Consider the following 15672-nt stretch of genomic DNA (forward strand, 5'->3'; position numbering starts at 1 on the left):
ATGTCTGATCCTACTCTGGAACCCGATGAAAACGGCTACTATGGCCCCAGCAAATCCCAAGTCAAACGCGAAATGCATGAACTGGTGGATCTTGGCAAGGAGCTTATCACGCTGCCGGATAGCAAGCTACGTCAACTAGACCTTGGCGAAAAACTGCATGCTGCCATTAAAGAGGTACAACGCATCAGTACCGCTCGCGAAGGCAAGCGACGCCAGATTCTGTACGTAGGTAAGCTGCTACGCCAAGTCGACGCTGATGCCATACGCCATCAGTTGGACATCTGGACCAACGGTTCCAAGGAACAGGCTCGTTCCATGCACAAGCTGGAAGCATTACGCGACCTGCTCATGCGTGATGATAATGCCTTAACCGAGTTCTTGAACACTTACGGCCAAGATCAAGCGCAAGAATTGCGTACGCTCATACGTCAAGCCCGTAAAGAAGCCGAGCAAAATGCCGTATTGCCAGAAGGCAAAGAGCCTTCACGCAAACACTTCCGTAACCTGTTTCAAGCCATCAAATCCATCGTTGCGTAACTGGAGCCGTTATGACCCCTTTACTTGAGTGCATTGAAATCGAAACCGCCCCCAGCCCAGAGTTTTCTGTTATCTGGCTGCACGGCTTAGGTGCCGATGGTAACGATTTCGCACCCGTCATTCCTGAACTGCATCTGCCCAAGCATTTGGCGATACGCTTTATTTTCCCTCATGCCCCTGTACAGCCAGTCACCATTAACGGTGGAATGAGCATGCGCTCTTGGTACGACATCTACACCTCTGACTTGGTACGCCATGAAGATGAAGGTGGTCTGCGCGCATCACAAAGCTCGATACAAGAGTTAATTGCGCGCGAAAACGCACGCGACATCCCCACAGAACGCATCGTACTGGCTGGCTTTTCACAAGGCTGTGCGATGACTCTGCAAACAGGGTTGCGCCTAGAAGAATCGCTGGCCGGCTTGATCTGTTTATCTGGCTATCTGCCACTGATAGACAAAATCGACAAAGAACGCCACAAAGCCAACCAAGACACTCCTATTTTCATGGGACACGGCACCCAAGACCCCGTTGTGTTGATAGACCGAGCACTACAATCGCGTCAACGACTACAAGACTTGGGCTATCACGTGGAGTGGCACAGCTACCCCATGATGCCGCACTCGGTATGTGCTGAAGAACTGGCTGACATCAGCAACTTCCTGCAACGCGTACTGGTAAAGTAACGCGTCACATCTAGGGGGCTAGGCCACCGGCCAACCGCCCCCTAATGCTCTATACAAATCCATTACCGCCCATAAACGGGCTGCCTTGTGCTGAATCACCACGTCACGCGCTTGGTACCATTGCCGCTGCGTTTCTAGCACGCTTTGCGCTGTTTCAGCTCCTGCCTCGTAACGCTGCTGCGCCAATCGCATGGCTTCGGATGCCAACTGCACAATTTCTTGTTGCACAGCCTCTTGTTTCGCCAGCCCAGCCACTGCTTCTAGTGCCACCTCTACTTCCACAAAGGCTTGCACAATAGACTGCTGATAGAGCATCAACAACTCTTGTTGCTTCGCTTGTGCCAACGTATAGCCGGCCTCCAAACGCCCCGCATTGAAGATAGGGGCTAACAAATTCGCAGCGGCGTTATACAAGGGATTACGCAGCACATCACTCAAGTTACCCGCAGAGCCTCCGGCATACAGCGATAGATTGAGCTGCGGCAGCATCGCAGCCCTAGCGACCTGCACATCAGCTTTAGCCGCCTGTAACTCCGCTTCTGCCGCCAACAAATCCGGTCGACGCACTAACAACTGCGATGGCATGCCGCTGTCTAGCGTAGGCACTGGAACCTGCTCTAAGCGGTTCGCCACAATAGTCTCAGACGCTCCTAACGCACCTGTCCAAATCTGCAATCTAGACTGTGCTTGCTGATGCTGCTGCATCAACATTTCTACCTGCTGACGCTGCTCAGCCCACAATTGCTGTTGTCTGACCACCGCCAGCTTATCTTCTGCACCGGCTTCTGAACGATGCGTCATCCACTGCAATAGCTCGTACGCTACCGCTTGATTCTGCTGAGCAATCTGCAAGCGCTCTTTTAAGCTCAGCACATCCACCCATGCTTTAGCGGCCTCGGTGCTCACTCTAAGCTGCGTCGCCTGCCACAGTGCCCGCTGCCTCACCAGTCTACTGGTCGCGGCATCACTACCGGCTCGCACGCCTCCCCACAAGTCCACCTCGTAACCAGCTCGCAAACCAGCACCGAATCGCCCACCCGCGTAATCCGCGTCGCCGCCCAAGCGGCCTTCCCTAGACGTAGAGAACTCTACCTTTACATCTGGCCACAAGGCAGCACCAGCGCTTTTCGCCTGTGCCTCTGCCTGTCGTATGCGAGCAGCAGCCGCTTCCATATCCCAGTTCTGGGTTTGTACTTGTTGCAAGAGCGACAACAGCTCTGGACTCTGAAAGCTTTGCCACCATGCAGCGCTAGGCAGCTCACCTGACAGCGCTTCAGGCATTTGGGCGCTTTGCCACTCAGCAGGCAAGCTCACTGTTTTTTCTTCACTATCGGCCGGTACGGTGGCACACCCTGCTAGCCACAACGCGCCCAGCATCACATAGACTGTTTTCATGTTTTACTCACCTGCCAACGCCACCACAGGATCCATTCTGGCGGCAGTACGTGCCGGCATAAATCCAAATACCAGCCCCGTAACCACGGCGCACCCAAAAGCGACGATGATGGCACTGACAGAAAACACCATGTCCATGCCTACCAAGGCCAGCACAATACCCAGTAACGCTGCCAATGCAATGCCTGTCATGCCGCCGCTTACCGTCAGCACCATAGACTCGGTCATAAACTGACGCAGAATATCCCGCTGCCTTGCCCCGGTTGCCATGCGTATACCAATTTCTTTGGTACGCTCTTTCACCGACATCAACATGACGTTCATCACCCCTATACCGCCTACCAACAACGACACGGCCGCAATTAAGCCCAGCATGATGGTCATGCTGCGACGCGTAGAGGCTTCTGCCTGCAAACGGGCGGCGGCATTACCAATGCTGAAATCTTCGCGGTCGCCGTGTCTGGCCATCAATAGATCATGTACGGATCGCTCGGCCTCGAACACCACGTCAGACGATGCCGCTTCCATCACCACGTAATCTGGCTGCGTTTGCGCTTGATATACGCGTGCTCGCCCTGCTTGATAGGGAATGAACACCATATCGTCATAACTTTGTGCCCCCGAATCAGCACCACGTTCTTCCATCACACCAATGACTTCAAACGGGGAGTTGCCAATGAGCAGCAGTTCACCAACAGGGCTTTTATCCTCAAAAAACCGTTTACGCATGGCTGCACCTAACACCACTACGGGTGCCAAGCTTTTGTCTTCTTGTGCGGTGTAGTAACGCCCTTCTGCCACACGCCAATGGTGCATGCTGGGCATTTCTTCGTTGGCGGCAAACACATACACCTGCAAACTTACGTTGGAAAAACGCACGGTAATAGGGTCGCCAATCACGGGCATGACCCTGCTGATTTCAGGCAAGGTACGCACCGCTGCCAAGTCCTCATCGCTCAGGATGCCACGCGGCCCTCCTGTCACGGGTTTGGTGCCGCTCATGTACATGATGGTAGTACCCATGGTACCCATTTGCGCCATCACCCGCTGTCGTGCGCCTTCGCCCACCGCCATCATCACAATGACAGAAGCCACACCAATAATGATGCCCAGCAAGGTCAGCAAGGTACGCGCTCTATTCACGCGCATGGTACGCCAGGCTGCTCGCAGCGCCTCACGCAATTCTTCGCCTTGCACGGCGCGCTCCGTAGGCTGTGCAGTAGGCTCCCAAAAGTTGGCGAGCACATCAGGCGTAGGCGTTTGCGACTGTACTGCTCTGCCCGAGTCACCCACAATTTGGCCATCACGAATTTCGATGACTCGCCTTGCTTGCGCTGCCACTGATCTATCGTGCGTGATCAAAATGATGGTGTGCCCGGCATCCGCCAACTCGTGGAATAAGGCCATTACCTCTTTGCCGCTTTGCGAATCTAGCGCACCAGTAGGTTCATCGGCCAAAATAATATGGCCGCCATTCATCAAAGCCCTAGCGATAGATACCCGCTGCTGTTGGCCGCCAGACAATTGATGCGGCCTATTGGCTTGCCTGTCTGCCAAACCTAAACGCTCTAATAACGCGCTGGCTCTGGCATTGCGCTGCTCGGTGGGCGTGCCTGCATACACTGCCGGTACTTCTACGTTTTCTCGCGCGCTTTCGGTAGGAATCAGGTGATAGCCCTGAAACACAAACCCAAAAGCTTCCCGACGTAACCGCGCCAAGGAGTCCGCATCTAAGCGCGCAACGTCTTTACCTTGGAAAAAATAATCGCCACTACTGGGGCTGTCTAAGCACCCCAATATGTTCATCAGGGTGGACTTCCCCGAACCAGATTGCCCCACAATGGCAACGAACTCGCCCGCCTGTATGCTTAGGTCTATGCCATGCAGCACCTCAACAACGGGTGCCCCATCTTGCCCTCCATACTGCTTGCGTATTGCCTTCAGCTCAATGAGCGCTGTTGCGGCCTCTACCATTGCAGCCAGCTCCAGCGTTGCTCTGGCTCATTTTCTCGCAACACGATTTGAGTGCCTTCGCTTAAGCCATCGAGTACCTCAACCAAATGACGGTTACGCACCCCTAGCGTCACATCTTGTCGAACTGGCTTATCGTTAGCTGCTATACGCCATACCCACGGCTGCCCGGCATCACGCTGCAACGCCACCACCGGTATGCTCAACACCTTATCGGCCTGCAATACCGTGAAGGTCACCTGTGCCGTCATCTGCGACATCAGCGCCGCATCCGTGTTATCCACATCAAACAACACGGTATACGTCACCGCTTTGTCAGACGTGGCCTCAGCCCCTTCAGTGGCCGCTTGTGGCGGTGCAGGTAGCACCTGACGCACTTTGCCATGCCAACGTCGCGGTTCTTCCTCTATCCCTAATGTCGTAAAAGACACAGCCTGCCCGGGCTGCACCTGTCTCACATCAGCCTCAGACACATCCGTCCATACCGTCATCACCGACAAATCGGCAATACGTAAGATATCTGGCGTTTGATAAGTAGCGTTTAAGGTTTGGCCTTCACGTGCTTTCACACTCACCACCGTACCCGACATGGGCGCATAAATGCGTGTGTAGCCCAATCGGGTTTCCTCGGCTCGCTGGCTGGCTTCACTTTGTGCAATTTGTGCACGCAAGTGTTCCACCTTGGCGGCAGTCACCGAGAGCTCTGCTTGCGCTTGTTGCAGCGACTCTTCTCGTGTCGCCCCCACTTTATGCAAACGCTGCTCACGTGCCAGCATTTGGCGTGCTAACAAGTTCTTGGCTTGCTGCTCTTGCAGTTGTGCTTCCAGACCCCGCAATGCGGCCCTGCCAGCATCCACCACCGCTTGCTGCACGCTAGGATCAATCTCCACTAACAATTGACCCTGCTCTACTTTATCCCCAGGCTGCACGGGCAGACGCATAATCTGCCCGGACACCTGAGCACCTACATCCACATACTGGCTGGGTTGTAGCGTGCCAATGGCATTTACAGTGATAGCAATATCAGCACGTTGCGCCACAGTGGTTTCCACCTGTTGCGATGCCGAAGATTGCCACCCTATATAGCCCCCACCTGCCACCAGCAACACTGGCGCAGCAAACAACATGCGCTTGCACCAGCGCCCACATCTCCCAGCTTTCTGCATTTAGCCGCCTTGCAAATCAATACGTACGATGCTGTCTTGTGCGTCTTTGCGCCATGCGGGGTGATCGTTGCCATGCGGCACTTTCACGGTCACATAGGCTGTCTGTCCGTTAGCAGACAAGGCAACGCTGTTCGGGTGTACTGGCAAGTCCACACGACGGTTCACACTGTAGTTAGTGCCATCGATTACGGTCAGGCTACCTGTACCGGCTGGGCTACCACGCGACACGCCACGGTTAGTGGCTAGGATCTCATTACGCTGTTCGCTGTAAGCGATATCCAGCAAACCCTCACCCACGGGAACAATCTGCACCACTTTGCCATTGCCCAAATCAAACACATATACCGAACCTGTGTTGGCATCGGCCGCAAACAAGCGCTGATTTTTCTCATCAATCGCCATGTTCACAAAGAAATGTTTGGATTCTTTAGGATCAGCGCTGGTGGTATCACCTGTGGATAACGTATTAACGATCTCACCATTTTCTGGGTTAATCACCACCACTTCATTTAGGCCGCCTTGGCCTACGTACAAGCGATTATTAGCACGATCAAAGGCAGCACCTGCTGGCCATGGGCCATTGGTCTCTACGGTGTGACGCACTTTATTTGTAGCGCCATCCACAATCCACACTAGGCCTTCGCTATCTGGGCTAGTCACAAAGATCTGATTGCGTAGAGGATCCACCACTACTTTGCGTGTATGCGGAGCAGACACTTGACCTTTGCCATCCACAACGCGCTCGCCCAGCTGGATCATGCCTCTCACGGCACCGTTCGTCGCATCAATCACCGTCAACGAACCATCCAAGGTGTTGCCCACATACAAAGTACTAGAAGTAGGGTTAAAACCCAACGCGAAAGAGCGTCGTGGCAACTGGATGCTCTGCACCACTTGCAGGCTACGTGGATCCAGTCTTTGCACCACACCACCTGAGTTAGGCTCGAATGCAGGCACAGCAGCCACAAACACGCTATCCACGCCAGGTGCCACAGCTACCTCATAAGCACCTGCAATATTGTCCTGACGCAGCATAGAGACGCTGGACAACTGTTCAATCACTGATTGCTGACGTGCCTCTGGCACGCTTTGGCAACCAGCCAATACGGTCATAGCGGCAACTACTACGGTAGTGACTACGGTTTTCTTGAGTTTCATCGTCAGTACTTCCTTAAAGAAAATGCGATAAATAATTAGAAGCGATGGCTCAGCGACAGCATAAAGGCACGCGGCTGGCCGTAATAGCTATTGCCGGTACTTGCTCGGTAACGCTTATCCAACACGTTATTAATATTCAGCGACACGGTAGTGGATTTAGTCATTTCATAACGTGCCAATAAATCCACCACAGAATACGCCTTTTGCTCTGACTCTAGGGCTCTACCTGCAATGGTGAGATCGCTGTAAATACGACTTTGCCAACGTAAGCCCCCACCCAGAGTCAACCCTTCACCTATGCCATTAATTCTGTATGTGGTGAACAGTTTGAATGTATTACGCGGAATATTGGTATTTAAGCGCTGCTTATCTTTATCTTTCGTACTGTTTTGCGCAAAGCTAGCCGCTAACTCCCAACTCGGCGTCAGCATCCCTGCTACCTCTACCTCAAAACCTCTAGTACGCGTACCTGATTTCGCCTCATAGGCTTGTGAACCATCAGGTGCTTTAACGCCCTCTATCGCCACCGCTTTATTATCTTCCTTCACTTGGAATACAGCGGTAGAAATATTTAACCTGTCGTCAAAGAAACTACCTTTGATACCGGCTTCATAACTTTCACCCGACAATGGATCAATATACGAACCATCAGGCTTTTTCCTGTCTTGAGGTGTGAAAATTGTGGTGTAACTGGTGTACGCAGTCCAGTTATCGGTCAGGTCGTACGTCAACCCCAAGTACGGCACCAACTCATACTCGGTACGACGCAATGACGAGCTAGACTTCGTTGCATCACTATAGCTGCCTGTGGTTCGTCGCCAGTCCACATAACGTGTACCTGCAATGATAGAAAAACGCTCTGTAGGACGCAGACGAATGGAAGCGTATGCACCTAGGTTTTTCTCCGTCATAGAATGAGAACCCACTGAAGGGTTATAAGGCTCACCTGGATGACTGCCATCCCACGTAAAGATATCGTCTATGCTGGAATCCCACCCTGGTGGATACCAGTTGGTGTAAGACGGTGTTTCGTTCGTGGAGTATGACCATGCCAGCCCCATCGCCACCTCATTCTCACGCCCAAACATATCGAAACTGCCTTTGAGTGCCAAGTCCACAGAGTCTTGTTTGGGCTTATATACCCATCTAGTCGTCCATATACCTACACCTGCCCCCGTATCGGGGTCGGGATACCCCATCCCGGCGTAACCAATGAGCTCATCAGAATCAGTCCAGACGCGGGAGGCATTCAAACGCAACGACCATTTATCCGAGAATTGGTGTTCCAACTCACCAAACAAGGTCGTGCTACGTCTACGTGAATACGTCCAATCGGCGGAAGCAGATTGTGATTTCCCCCAACTTAACGGATTGCCGTATTTATCAAAGGCTGGCAAACCACTGTCTGCTTGGCCACGTAAGTCGTGGCGCTGGTGTGTAATACCGCCTCGCAGTAAGGTGTTGTCCCCTACATCGGCCTCAAGCACACCATAGAAAATTTTGCGTTTAGCATTAAAACGTTCAACAAACGCGTTACTGTCCTGAGCAACCGCAATCATACGGCCACGCACAGAACCAGACTCATTCAAGGGTGAAGAAATATCGAACATGCCACGGCGATTTGCCCATGAACCCCAGTCCAACTGCACCTCTGTACGATACTCATCCAACGGGCGTTTACGCACCATGTTGATCGCACCACCCGGGGAGCCCATGCCGTTCATCAACCCCGTAGCACCTCGTACCACCTCAACTCTGTCATACAAGCTCATGTCTTGTGTTAAGAACATATTGTTGTAGTCAGAGACCATGCGCACACCATCTACCATGAAGGTGTTGACGGAAAAGCCTCGGGCATAAATACCACTTCTAGTCCCCCCTGCCCCTGGTTCGGAGAAGGTCAAACCAGCCGTGTTTTTCACCACGTCTTCTAACTGCAGCAGATTCTGATCTTTCATGCGCTGACTGGTCATCACACTAATAGACTGTGGCGTCTCGCGTAGCGACAAATCCAGAGCTGACGACAATGCGCTATCGCCCGTCGCCGTGTACGCACCGCTGTCTTCTGTTGTGGAATCCGTGCGCCCTTTTACGACCACCGCCCCCAATTGGGCTGGGTTTTGTGGGGTACGCGATAAAGATACCTGACTGCCATCGCGGCTAAAACCTATGCCGGTTCCGGCCAACAAACGCTGCAATGCTTGATCTGGTGTTAACACACCAGATACCGCCGGGGCCTGTAGCCCACGCACGGTTTCGGGTAAATAGAAAATCTGCAGTGAAGCCTGCTCACCTAACTGTATTAAGGCTTCGCTTAAGGACTGCGCAGGTAAATTAATTTGTATAGCCAAGGTCTGCGCCTGCACTGTGATGGCAACGGTGGGCAAACCCAACAACGCTGCCGTCAAGCACACCTCCCTGCTTACCTGCCCCAACTTACTTGATCGTTTTAGCCAACTCTGAATTATTGTATGTTGCGTGTTCATTGCACCCGTTCCAGACATCATGTAGTAGTGACTGCATTCATCGCTACCCTCTTGATGGGGTATGCAGTGTCATTACTAAGACGCTGTAACGAGAATTATTCCGCAATGATTCTCATTATTAAATAGTAACTAAATGTATCAATGACGTAGAGATTTCGCTAAAACCTCGAATAGACGAGCATCGTCAGCTTGCGCAATATTGAAGCGTAGGAAGTCTTCGGCTTGATGCGATTGGCTAAATGCATTGCCCGGTGCCAGCACCACATCGTGCTGTAAACAATAGCGTGCCATGCGTGTAGCATCAGCACCTTCCGGCAGCCTACACCACAGAAAAATACCCGCTTGCGGAACTAGCCAAGGCTCAATCCCCAACTTGCGTAAACGCGGTAACAAGCGCTCTAACGCCTGCGCTAATCGGGTACGTACTGTTTCCATATGGCGTCTATAGCCGCTGCCCGTTAACACATGCAAGGTAACTTCTGCTGCCAACCGCCCGCCCCCAAAACTGGTAGCTATACGTAAATCAGTCAGCCCACTGATCCATTCTGGCTTGGCAGCAATGTAGCCACATCGCAATGCAGCGGAAAGGGTTTTAGAAAAGCTGCCTATGTGTATCACCCTGTCCAACCCATCAAACGCCGCTAACCGTGGCGCAGGCTGCCATTCAAAATCCGCAAACAGATCATCTTCCACGATGGTCAAATTGGCATGTTCAGCCAGCTGCAAAACACGGTGTGCAGTGACTGACGACAACACACTACCTGTGGGGTTATGAATACCGGAATTCGTAATGTACAAACGCGGTTTATGTTGCTCAATAATTTGTGCAAACACTGTCACATCAGGCCCTTGCGAGGTGTAGGGCACTCCCACTACGTTGACCCGGTGTGCTCGTAGCAAGGCATGAAAATTGAAATAACAGGGATCATCCACGACGACGGTATCGCCCGCTTTCAGCAGAAAACGGCAAATCAAATCGATGGCTTGTGTACTGGAGTCCACCAGCATAATTTGTTCTGGCGTGGCCTCAATGCTCAAGCCCGCCATGCGACGCGCTAAAACTTGCCTAAGCGCGGGTAGCCCCTGGGGCGTACCATAATCCACCAAATCGCTAGTCTCGCTTCTGGCCATATACCGCAACGCACGTCGCATCCCTTCTTCGTACATCCACGAAGGCGGCAACCACCCACAACCCGGCTTCAGCGTGGAGGAGTCGGTTTCCAGCGACTGGCTGGATAACCACAAAGGATCTATCTCCCTCTCTAACCTAGGGCCTAACTCTGACAGGTCTAGCGGCGCAATCACACCCGCCACATAAAAGCCTGAGCCTGCTCTCGCCTTGACCACGCCTTCCGCCACCAAACGTTCATACGCCTCTACTACCGTAGACACAGAACAGTTCATGGCTTTAGCTTGCGCGCGTACAGAGGGCAGCCTAGAGCCTGGTACATACTGGCGTGCGGCAATACGACTACGCACGGCTTGCATGACGATTTCAATGCGACTGAGAGGTTTAGTAATAGCGTTCATTTTGCTACTGTACTGCCAAATTAACCAATACAGTTATTAAAAACTGTACTGTTCCGTATATGGAGTAGTGGCATCACCACATGGTTTACTGGACGCCTATCCCTGAGGAGTACGTATGAACACATCCACCCGTGGCTGGGTCAATGGCTTAATTGGTGTCGTCATTTTTGCTGGCTCTATGCCCGCCACACGTGTTGCGGTTGCTGACATCCCCCCGCTGTTTCTAACGGGTATACGCGGCTGTATTGCAGCGGCTTTAGCCATACTGTTATTAGTCACCTTCAAGCAACCGCGTCCTGTCCGCTCTGACCTGACGTCTCTGATCATCACAGCGGTAGGCGTGGTCTTGGGCTTTCCGTTGTTCTCCGCCTTAGCATTGCAATACATTAGTTCGGCCCATGCCTTAGTGTTTGTTGGCTTGCTGCCTGTGTGTACCGCTATTTTTGGTGTATTACGTGGTGGCGAACAGCCGCACCCCGCTTTCTGGCTGTTTTCGCTCTTAGGCAGTATTTCAGTGATTAGCTATGCAGCATTAGGAGGCATCGCCATGTCCATAGAGGGCGATTTGCTGATGTTGGCAGCCGTCGTGGTATGTGGTTTGGGCTATGCCGAGGGCGCTAAATTGTCACGCCGCTTGGGTGGCTGGCAAGTCATCAGTTGGGCCTTGGTCATCTCACTGCCGTTGATGCTGCCACTCGCTGTGTTTTACTGGCCCGACAACCTCAGTGAAGCATCCACTACCGCGTGGATTGGCTTGTGGTATGTGTCTATTTTCAGCATGCTAGTGGGCTTTATCTTCTGGTACAAAGGCCTAGCACTGGGAGGCATTGCAGCCGTAGGTCAATTGCAACTGCTGCAACCTTTTATGGGCTTAGGTTTGGCTGCGGCACTACTGCACGAACAAGTGAACATGTCCATGATCCTAGCTACCTGTGGCGCTGTATTTTGTGTGGCTCTGGCTAAACGCTACGCCTAAGTCCTTAGCCCCCAAGCGGCAAGAGAAATACTCCTCGCTCCGGCACACGCACAACGCTGACTGGAGCAATTTTGGGCAAAATATCCAAAATCGCATCTGGGTTTTCTACACTTACCGTGCCCGACACCCGCATACGTCCTAATGCTTTGTCTTGTACTTGTATGGGCTGCACCATATACCTATTCAACTCGCGCACCACTTCTGACAACGCATTGTCTTGGAAAACCAACCTGCCTCGCTGCCACGCCAATACACTTTCCACAGCAACCTGCTGTGGATTACCTATAGCCGTTGCGGATGCAGCAACCGTATAACCAGCGGATAACCGCACTCCCGTTAAGCCTGTAGAGGTGCTAGGAAACACTTCCACCACCCCCTCTCGCACCACCACGGAAGTTTGGCTGCGCTCTTGGCGCACACTAAACTGCGTACCCACAACGCGCACATCCAACTCGCCACTACGCACGGTAAAAGGTCTATTCACATCAGGCAGTACGCTAAATAAGGCCTCACCACGCACAAACTGTATGTCTCGTCGGTCGGCATAATAAGCAATAGCCACCTCGGAATCGGTATTCAGCAAAATTTTGGAGCCATCTGGCAGCATCACCTCACGCCGTTGCCCTTTGGCAGATGCCACTACATCGGTGAACAACGGTTGGGCGGGCCACACCAAGGGCAAGACAGCCCCTACACTCAGCATCGCCAAGGCACCACCGCCCCACCCTAGCATGCGACGACGGGTCTGTTTTTTGGCCTGCTGTTCGTTATGGCGTAACCAGCGGTGCATAGCCGTTTTAGGTAATGCATCAGCTAGTTTCCAAGAGGTCTCCAACGCCTGATACGCCGCCTCATGCTCAGGATACTGCGCACGCCACCGATCACGCTCTTGGCACTGTTCAGCACTGAGTGAGCCTAAACAGGTACGCGTGAACCAATCTAAGGCCTGTTCTTGGATTTGCTCCTGAGAGAGCGGACTGGTCTTAACGATGCGGTCCATAATCCTGCAATTGGTGTTGGATGTGGCGCAAGGCCCGTTTCATATGCTTCTCCACCGCGCTGGAAGTTAATCCCAAGCGTCTGGCGACCTCTTCCTGTGTATAACCCTCTATCTTATTCCATAGAAAGACTTGCTGACACTTCAGGGGTAAATCTTGTAGCGCCTCACAGAGCGCATCCAACAACTCGGTGGTCTGCAACGACGTATCCACATCCCCCGTTTGAGGGTGCTCGTGCTCTAACAACGACTCTAACGTCGTTTGCTCATGGCGAGACTGCCTACGGATTTCACTGACCAACTGATTCTGGGCCGCCCTGAACAAATAGGCTTTGGGATCTTGAATACTGTCACGCTGATCCGCCAACACACGCATGATGGCATCTTGAGCCGCATCTTCGGCATCGTGCCTTAACGCATTGTTTTTTACCCAAGACCCCAGCAGGTCGGTGTAATACGACAACCAGCCTTTGACTGACAAAGGACGGCTATGCATAGCAGGAAACAGGAAACATGAGAAACTTAAAAACGGACAATCACACCAACAATAATAACAATAATTCTCATTATTAAATTGCGATTAGGGAATCGTTCAAAAAATGACACACTCCCTACCGCCCGTCTACAGATCGTATTTATCCCCACAGCCTGTGCATAAGGTTGAGGAAAAACCGTGTGCTCCTTGCCATACACAAGCAAACTCAAGCCTTCTCAAGGTGCTGAGCAAAGAGTAGCCAGCTAGCTCTACCGCACAGCTATCAGCGCTTAAACAGAAGGTTTAGGAGGCCGAAGCCGCCCCGTATTTCTGAGCCAATTCAATAAAGGCTCGCATGGCTGCTGACTGATACGCCCCTTTACGCTGCATCAAGATGGCACGTCGTCTAGGAGGGGTAGGATCTAAACCTATAGCCACCAAATGCTCATCATTCATCGCAATAGCCGCTGGCAATAAGGTGGCCAACCCGGTGCGGCGTACGATTTCCATCACCGCATTCAGCGAGTTGGACTCCATCTGCACATGCAGCTCTAGCTCATACTGCTGACAGTAGCGCTCAATTTGCCTACGTGTCGCAAACTCTGGGGTTAATAGCACCAATGACTGTTCTATTAAGGTCGCACGTTCAATCATGCGTTGTCCGGCTAGTGGATGCGTCACACTCACCGCCAATGTCAAGGTCTCTACCAATAACGGATGCGAATCCACAGCACTAGACGTAGGTTTATCAAACGCAATACCTATGTCTAGCTCATCTTTCACCAGTTGAGTTTCCACGTGCTCTTGCAGCATCTCGCGAATCATCAAGGTCACGTTAGGATAGCGTCGATTAAAAGACTCCACCAAAGGGCCTATCAAATACGAGGCAAACGTAGGTGCCATCGCGATACGCAACGACCCCCTGCTTAAATCGCTGACATCGTGTACCGCGCGTCTCCCTTCCTCTAAGTCTTGCATGGCTTGGCGGGCAAACCGTACATAGACTTCACCGGCATCGGTAAGCTTGATTTGCCTATTACTACGATCCAGCAGTTGTGCGCCTAGGCTTTCTTCAAGCTGCCGTATCTGCTGCGATAGCGCTGGCTGTGATACGTGTAACGCATTGGCCGCACGGGTAAAACTGCCGTACTGCACTACCGCTAGAAAATAAGTCACATGGCGTAAGATCATCGCAATCCCATAAGTAATAATTATAGAACTTATCAGAAATCAGTATTTTACCTTATAAATAAGACGGGTTAAGCTTCAGCTATATTGTTCGTATAACCATAATAGTTGCCATGAAAGAAATCATTGAGGGCTTTCTCAAGTTTCAAAAAGAGGCCTACCCAAAACGTGCTGGTCTGTTCAAAGACTTGGCCCATCAGCAAAACCCCCGTGCTTTGTTTATCTCCTGTTCTGATAGCCGTTTGGTGCCAGAGCTGGTTACTCAGCGCGAACCCGGTGATCTGTTTGTGATCCGTAACGCCGGTAATATTGTGCCTTCCTACGGCCCTGAGCCAGGTGGTGTTACCGCCTCGGTTGAGTATGCAGTTGCCGCACTGAAAGTGTCTGACGTCGTGATCTGTGGTCACTCCGACTGCGGTGCGATGACGGCCATTGCCAACTGCCAGTGCTTGGAACACATGCCTGCCGTTGAACACTGGTTGCGCTATGCGGATTCTGCCCGCCTCGTCAACGAAGCCAAACACCACAACAGTGATCGCGAGCGTGTGGCCTCGATGGTGCGTGAAAATGTGATTGCCCAGTTGGCCAATATTCAAACGCACCCCTCTGTACGTCTCGCCATTTCTGAAGGTAGACTAACCCTGCACGGTTGGATCTACGATATTGAAACCGGTTCTATAGACGCCTATGATGGCTTGTCCATGAAATTTGTGCCGCTGGCAGATAATCTGAATACTCGCGTTGCTCCGTTGCAGCGCCCAGCCGCCTAAACGAGTAGTCCCTGGGGCCAAGCGCGAAGCAGAGTCCGCGCTTGGCCCCTTTTATCATGGCGTTCTACTTAGCACCTACTTCCCGTCATACTCGCTCGTTGTTATGCGCTGGGAAATGTAAGGTGAATTGAGTCTCGGTTTCGGCACTACTCACCATGACCTCATCCACCGGAATCATCGAGTCTAGAACGCGAACTCCTTATCGCGCAGATCAATACGTTGCCCGCCTCTGAGTGCTCGGCGCTTTAAGATATCCACCGTCAACCCACCAAGATAAAAAGTTCTTGCTAGCGGTACAGGCTGTCGGCGTACCAAAGTGCACACACACAGGCCAATA

The 15672-nt window shown here is 52.2% G+C and carries 13 protein-coding genes; 4 read left to right on the plus strand and 9 right to left on the minus strand.

The genetic code is table 11. The features are described 5' to 3' along the window. The gene (yjgA, locus tag ACLPHM_RS08540) at window positions 1–537 is read left to right on the plus strand and encodes a ribosome biogenesis factor YjgA (RefSeq protein WP_430220831.1); all 537 of its coding nucleotides are present in this window, start codon (window positions 1–3) and stop codon (window positions 535–537) included. 11 nt (window positions 538–548) lie between these two features. Further along, window positions 549–1223, plus strand: a complete 675-nt coding sequence (locus ACLPHM_RS08545) for an alpha/beta hydrolase (RefSeq protein WP_430220832.1) — start codon at window positions 549–551, stop codon at window positions 1221–1223. A gap of 18 nt (window positions 1224–1241) precedes the next feature. On the opposite strand, the gene ACLPHM_RS08550 is transcribed toward ACLPHM_RS08545, so the two are convergent. The 6 genes from ACLPHM_RS08550 to ACLPHM_RS08575 form a co-directional block, all read right to left on the minus strand. Next, window positions 1242–2618: an efflux transporter outer membrane subunit gene (locus ACLPHM_RS08550; RefSeq protein ID WP_430220833.1), complete on the minus strand. Its 1377-nt coding sequence runs from the start codon at window positions 2616–2618 to the stop codon at window positions 1242–1244. Window positions 2619–2621: 3 nt separating this feature from the next. Beyond that, window positions 2622–4592 (minus strand): ABC transporter permease, encoded by a 1971-nt coding sequence (locus tag ACLPHM_RS08555; protein ID WP_430220834.1) that lies wholly within the window; start codon window positions 4590–4592, stop codon window positions 2622–2624. Continuing rightward, complete coding sequence (locus ACLPHM_RS08560) at window positions 4586–5716, minus strand: efflux RND transporter periplasmic adaptor subunit (RefSeq protein WP_430220835.1); 1131 nt, start codon at window positions 5714–5716, stop codon at window positions 4586–4588. The genes ACLPHM_RS08555 and ACLPHM_RS08560 overlap by 7 nt, the downstream gene beginning before the upstream one ends. Before the next feature lie 39 nt (window positions 5717–5755). Beyond that, the gene (locus ACLPHM_RS08565) at window positions 5756–6913 is read right to left on the minus strand and encodes a YncE family protein (protein ID WP_430220836.1); all 1158 of its coding nucleotides are present in this window, start codon (window positions 6911–6913) and stop codon (window positions 5756–5758) included. A 35-nt stretch (window positions 6914–6948) separates the two neighbouring features. After that, window positions 6949–9399, minus strand: a complete 2451-nt coding sequence (locus ACLPHM_RS08570) for a TonB-dependent siderophore receptor (protein WP_430220837.1) — start codon at window positions 9397–9399, stop codon at window positions 6949–6951. Between the two features lie 138 nt (window positions 9400–9537). Further along, complete coding sequence (locus ACLPHM_RS08575) at window positions 9538–10929, minus strand: aminotransferase-like domain-containing protein (protein ID WP_430220838.1); 1392 nt, start codon at window positions 10927–10929, stop codon at window positions 9538–9540. A 115-nt stretch (window positions 10930–11044) separates the two neighbouring features. Between ACLPHM_RS08575 and ACLPHM_RS08580 the strand changes: the two genes are divergently transcribed. After that, window positions 11045–11905 (plus strand): DMT family transporter, encoded by an 861-nt coding sequence (locus ACLPHM_RS08580; protein ID WP_430220839.1) that lies wholly within the window; start codon window positions 11045–11047, stop codon window positions 11903–11905. 4 nt (window positions 11906–11909) lie between these two features. Here ACLPHM_RS08580 and ACLPHM_RS08585 read toward each other — a convergent pair whose 3' ends face one another. The 3 genes from ACLPHM_RS08585 to cynR all read right to left on the minus strand — a co-directional run bounded on the left by ACLPHM_RS08585 (window position 11910) and on the right by cynR (window position 14568). Continuing rightward, window positions 11910–12905, minus strand: coding sequence for a FecR family protein (locus tag ACLPHM_RS08585; protein WP_430220840.1), 996 nt, complete (start codon window positions 12903–12905; stop codon window positions 11910–11912). Next, window positions 12889–13398, minus strand: coding sequence for an RNA polymerase sigma factor (locus tag ACLPHM_RS08590; protein ID WP_430220841.1), 510 nt, complete (start codon window positions 13396–13398; stop codon window positions 12889–12891). The genes ACLPHM_RS08585 and ACLPHM_RS08590 overlap by 17 nt, the downstream gene beginning before the upstream one ends. Before the next feature lie 282 nt (window positions 13399–13680). Next, window positions 13681–14568, minus strand: a complete 888-nt coding sequence (gene cynR, locus ACLPHM_RS08595; protein ID WP_430220842.1) for a transcriptional regulator CynR — start codon at window positions 14566–14568, stop codon at window positions 13681–13683. A 110-nt stretch (window positions 14569–14678) separates the two neighbouring features. Here cynR and ACLPHM_RS08600 point away from each other — a divergent pair, with 110 nt between their 5' ends. Next, a complete protein-coding gene (locus tag ACLPHM_RS08600; protein WP_430220843.1) occupies window positions 14679–15335 on the plus strand; it encodes a carbonic anhydrase in 657 nt (218 codons plus the stop codon). Window positions 15336–15672 lie beyond the last annotated feature (337 nt).

It is taken from the genome of Paenalcaligenes sp. Me131, from assembly GCF_050487225.1.
Classification (GTDB): domain Bacteria; phylum Pseudomonadota; class Gammaproteobacteria; order Burkholderiales; family Burkholderiaceae_B; genus Paenalcaligenes.

What these genes read in the sequence shown, in the direction of transcription:
- yjgA (WP_430220831.1), top strand. Translation starts at nt 1, where the DNA reads ATGTCTGATCCTACTCTGGAACCCGATGAAAACGGCTACTATGGCCCC.
- ACLPHM_RS08545 (WP_430220832.1), top strand. Translation starts at nt 549, where the DNA reads ATGACCCCTTTACTTGAGTGCATTGAAATCGAAACCGCCCCCAGCCCA.
- ACLPHM_RS08550 (WP_430220833.1), bottom strand. Translation starts at nt 2,618, where the DNA reads ATGAAAACAGTCTATGTGATGCTGGGCGCGTTGTGGCTAGCAGGGTGT.
- ACLPHM_RS08555 (WP_430220834.1), bottom strand. Translation starts at nt 4,592, where the DNA reads ATGGTAGAGGCCGCAACAGCGCTCATTGAGCTGAAGGCAATACGCAAG.
- ACLPHM_RS08560 (WP_430220835.1), bottom strand. Translation starts at nt 5,716, where the DNA reads ATGTTGTTTGCTGCGCCAGTGTTGCTGGTGGCAGGTGGGGGCTATATA.
- ACLPHM_RS08565 (WP_430220836.1), bottom strand. Translation starts at nt 6,913, where the DNA reads ATGAAACTCAAGAAAACCGTAGTCACTACCGTAGTAGTTGCCGCTATG.
- ACLPHM_RS08570 (WP_430220837.1), bottom strand. Translation starts at nt 9,399, where the DNA reads ATGAACACGCAACATACAATAATTCAGAGTTGGCTAAAACGATCAAGT.
- ACLPHM_RS08575 (WP_430220838.1), bottom strand. Translation starts at nt 10,929, where the DNA reads ATGAACGCTATTACTAAACCTCTCAGTCGCATTGAAATCGTCATGCAA.
- ACLPHM_RS08580 (WP_430220839.1), top strand. Translation starts at nt 11,045, where the DNA reads ATGAACACATCCACCCGTGGCTGGGTCAATGGCTTAATTGGTGTCGTC.
- ACLPHM_RS08585 (WP_430220840.1), bottom strand. Translation starts at nt 12,905, where the DNA reads ATGGACCGCATCGTTAAGACCAGTCCGCTCTCTCAGGAGCAAATCCAA.
- ACLPHM_RS08590 (WP_430220841.1), bottom strand. Translation starts at nt 13,398, where the DNA reads ATGCATAGCCGTCCTTTGTCAGTCAAAGGCTGGTTGTCGTATTACACC.
- cynR (WP_430220842.1), bottom strand. Translation starts at nt 14,568, where the DNA reads ATGATCTTACGCCATGTGACTTATTTTCTAGCGGTAGTGCAGTACGGC.
- ACLPHM_RS08600 (WP_430220843.1), top strand. Translation starts at nt 14,679, where the DNA reads ATGAAAGAAATCATTGAGGGCTTTCTCAAGTTTCAAAAAGAGGCCTAC.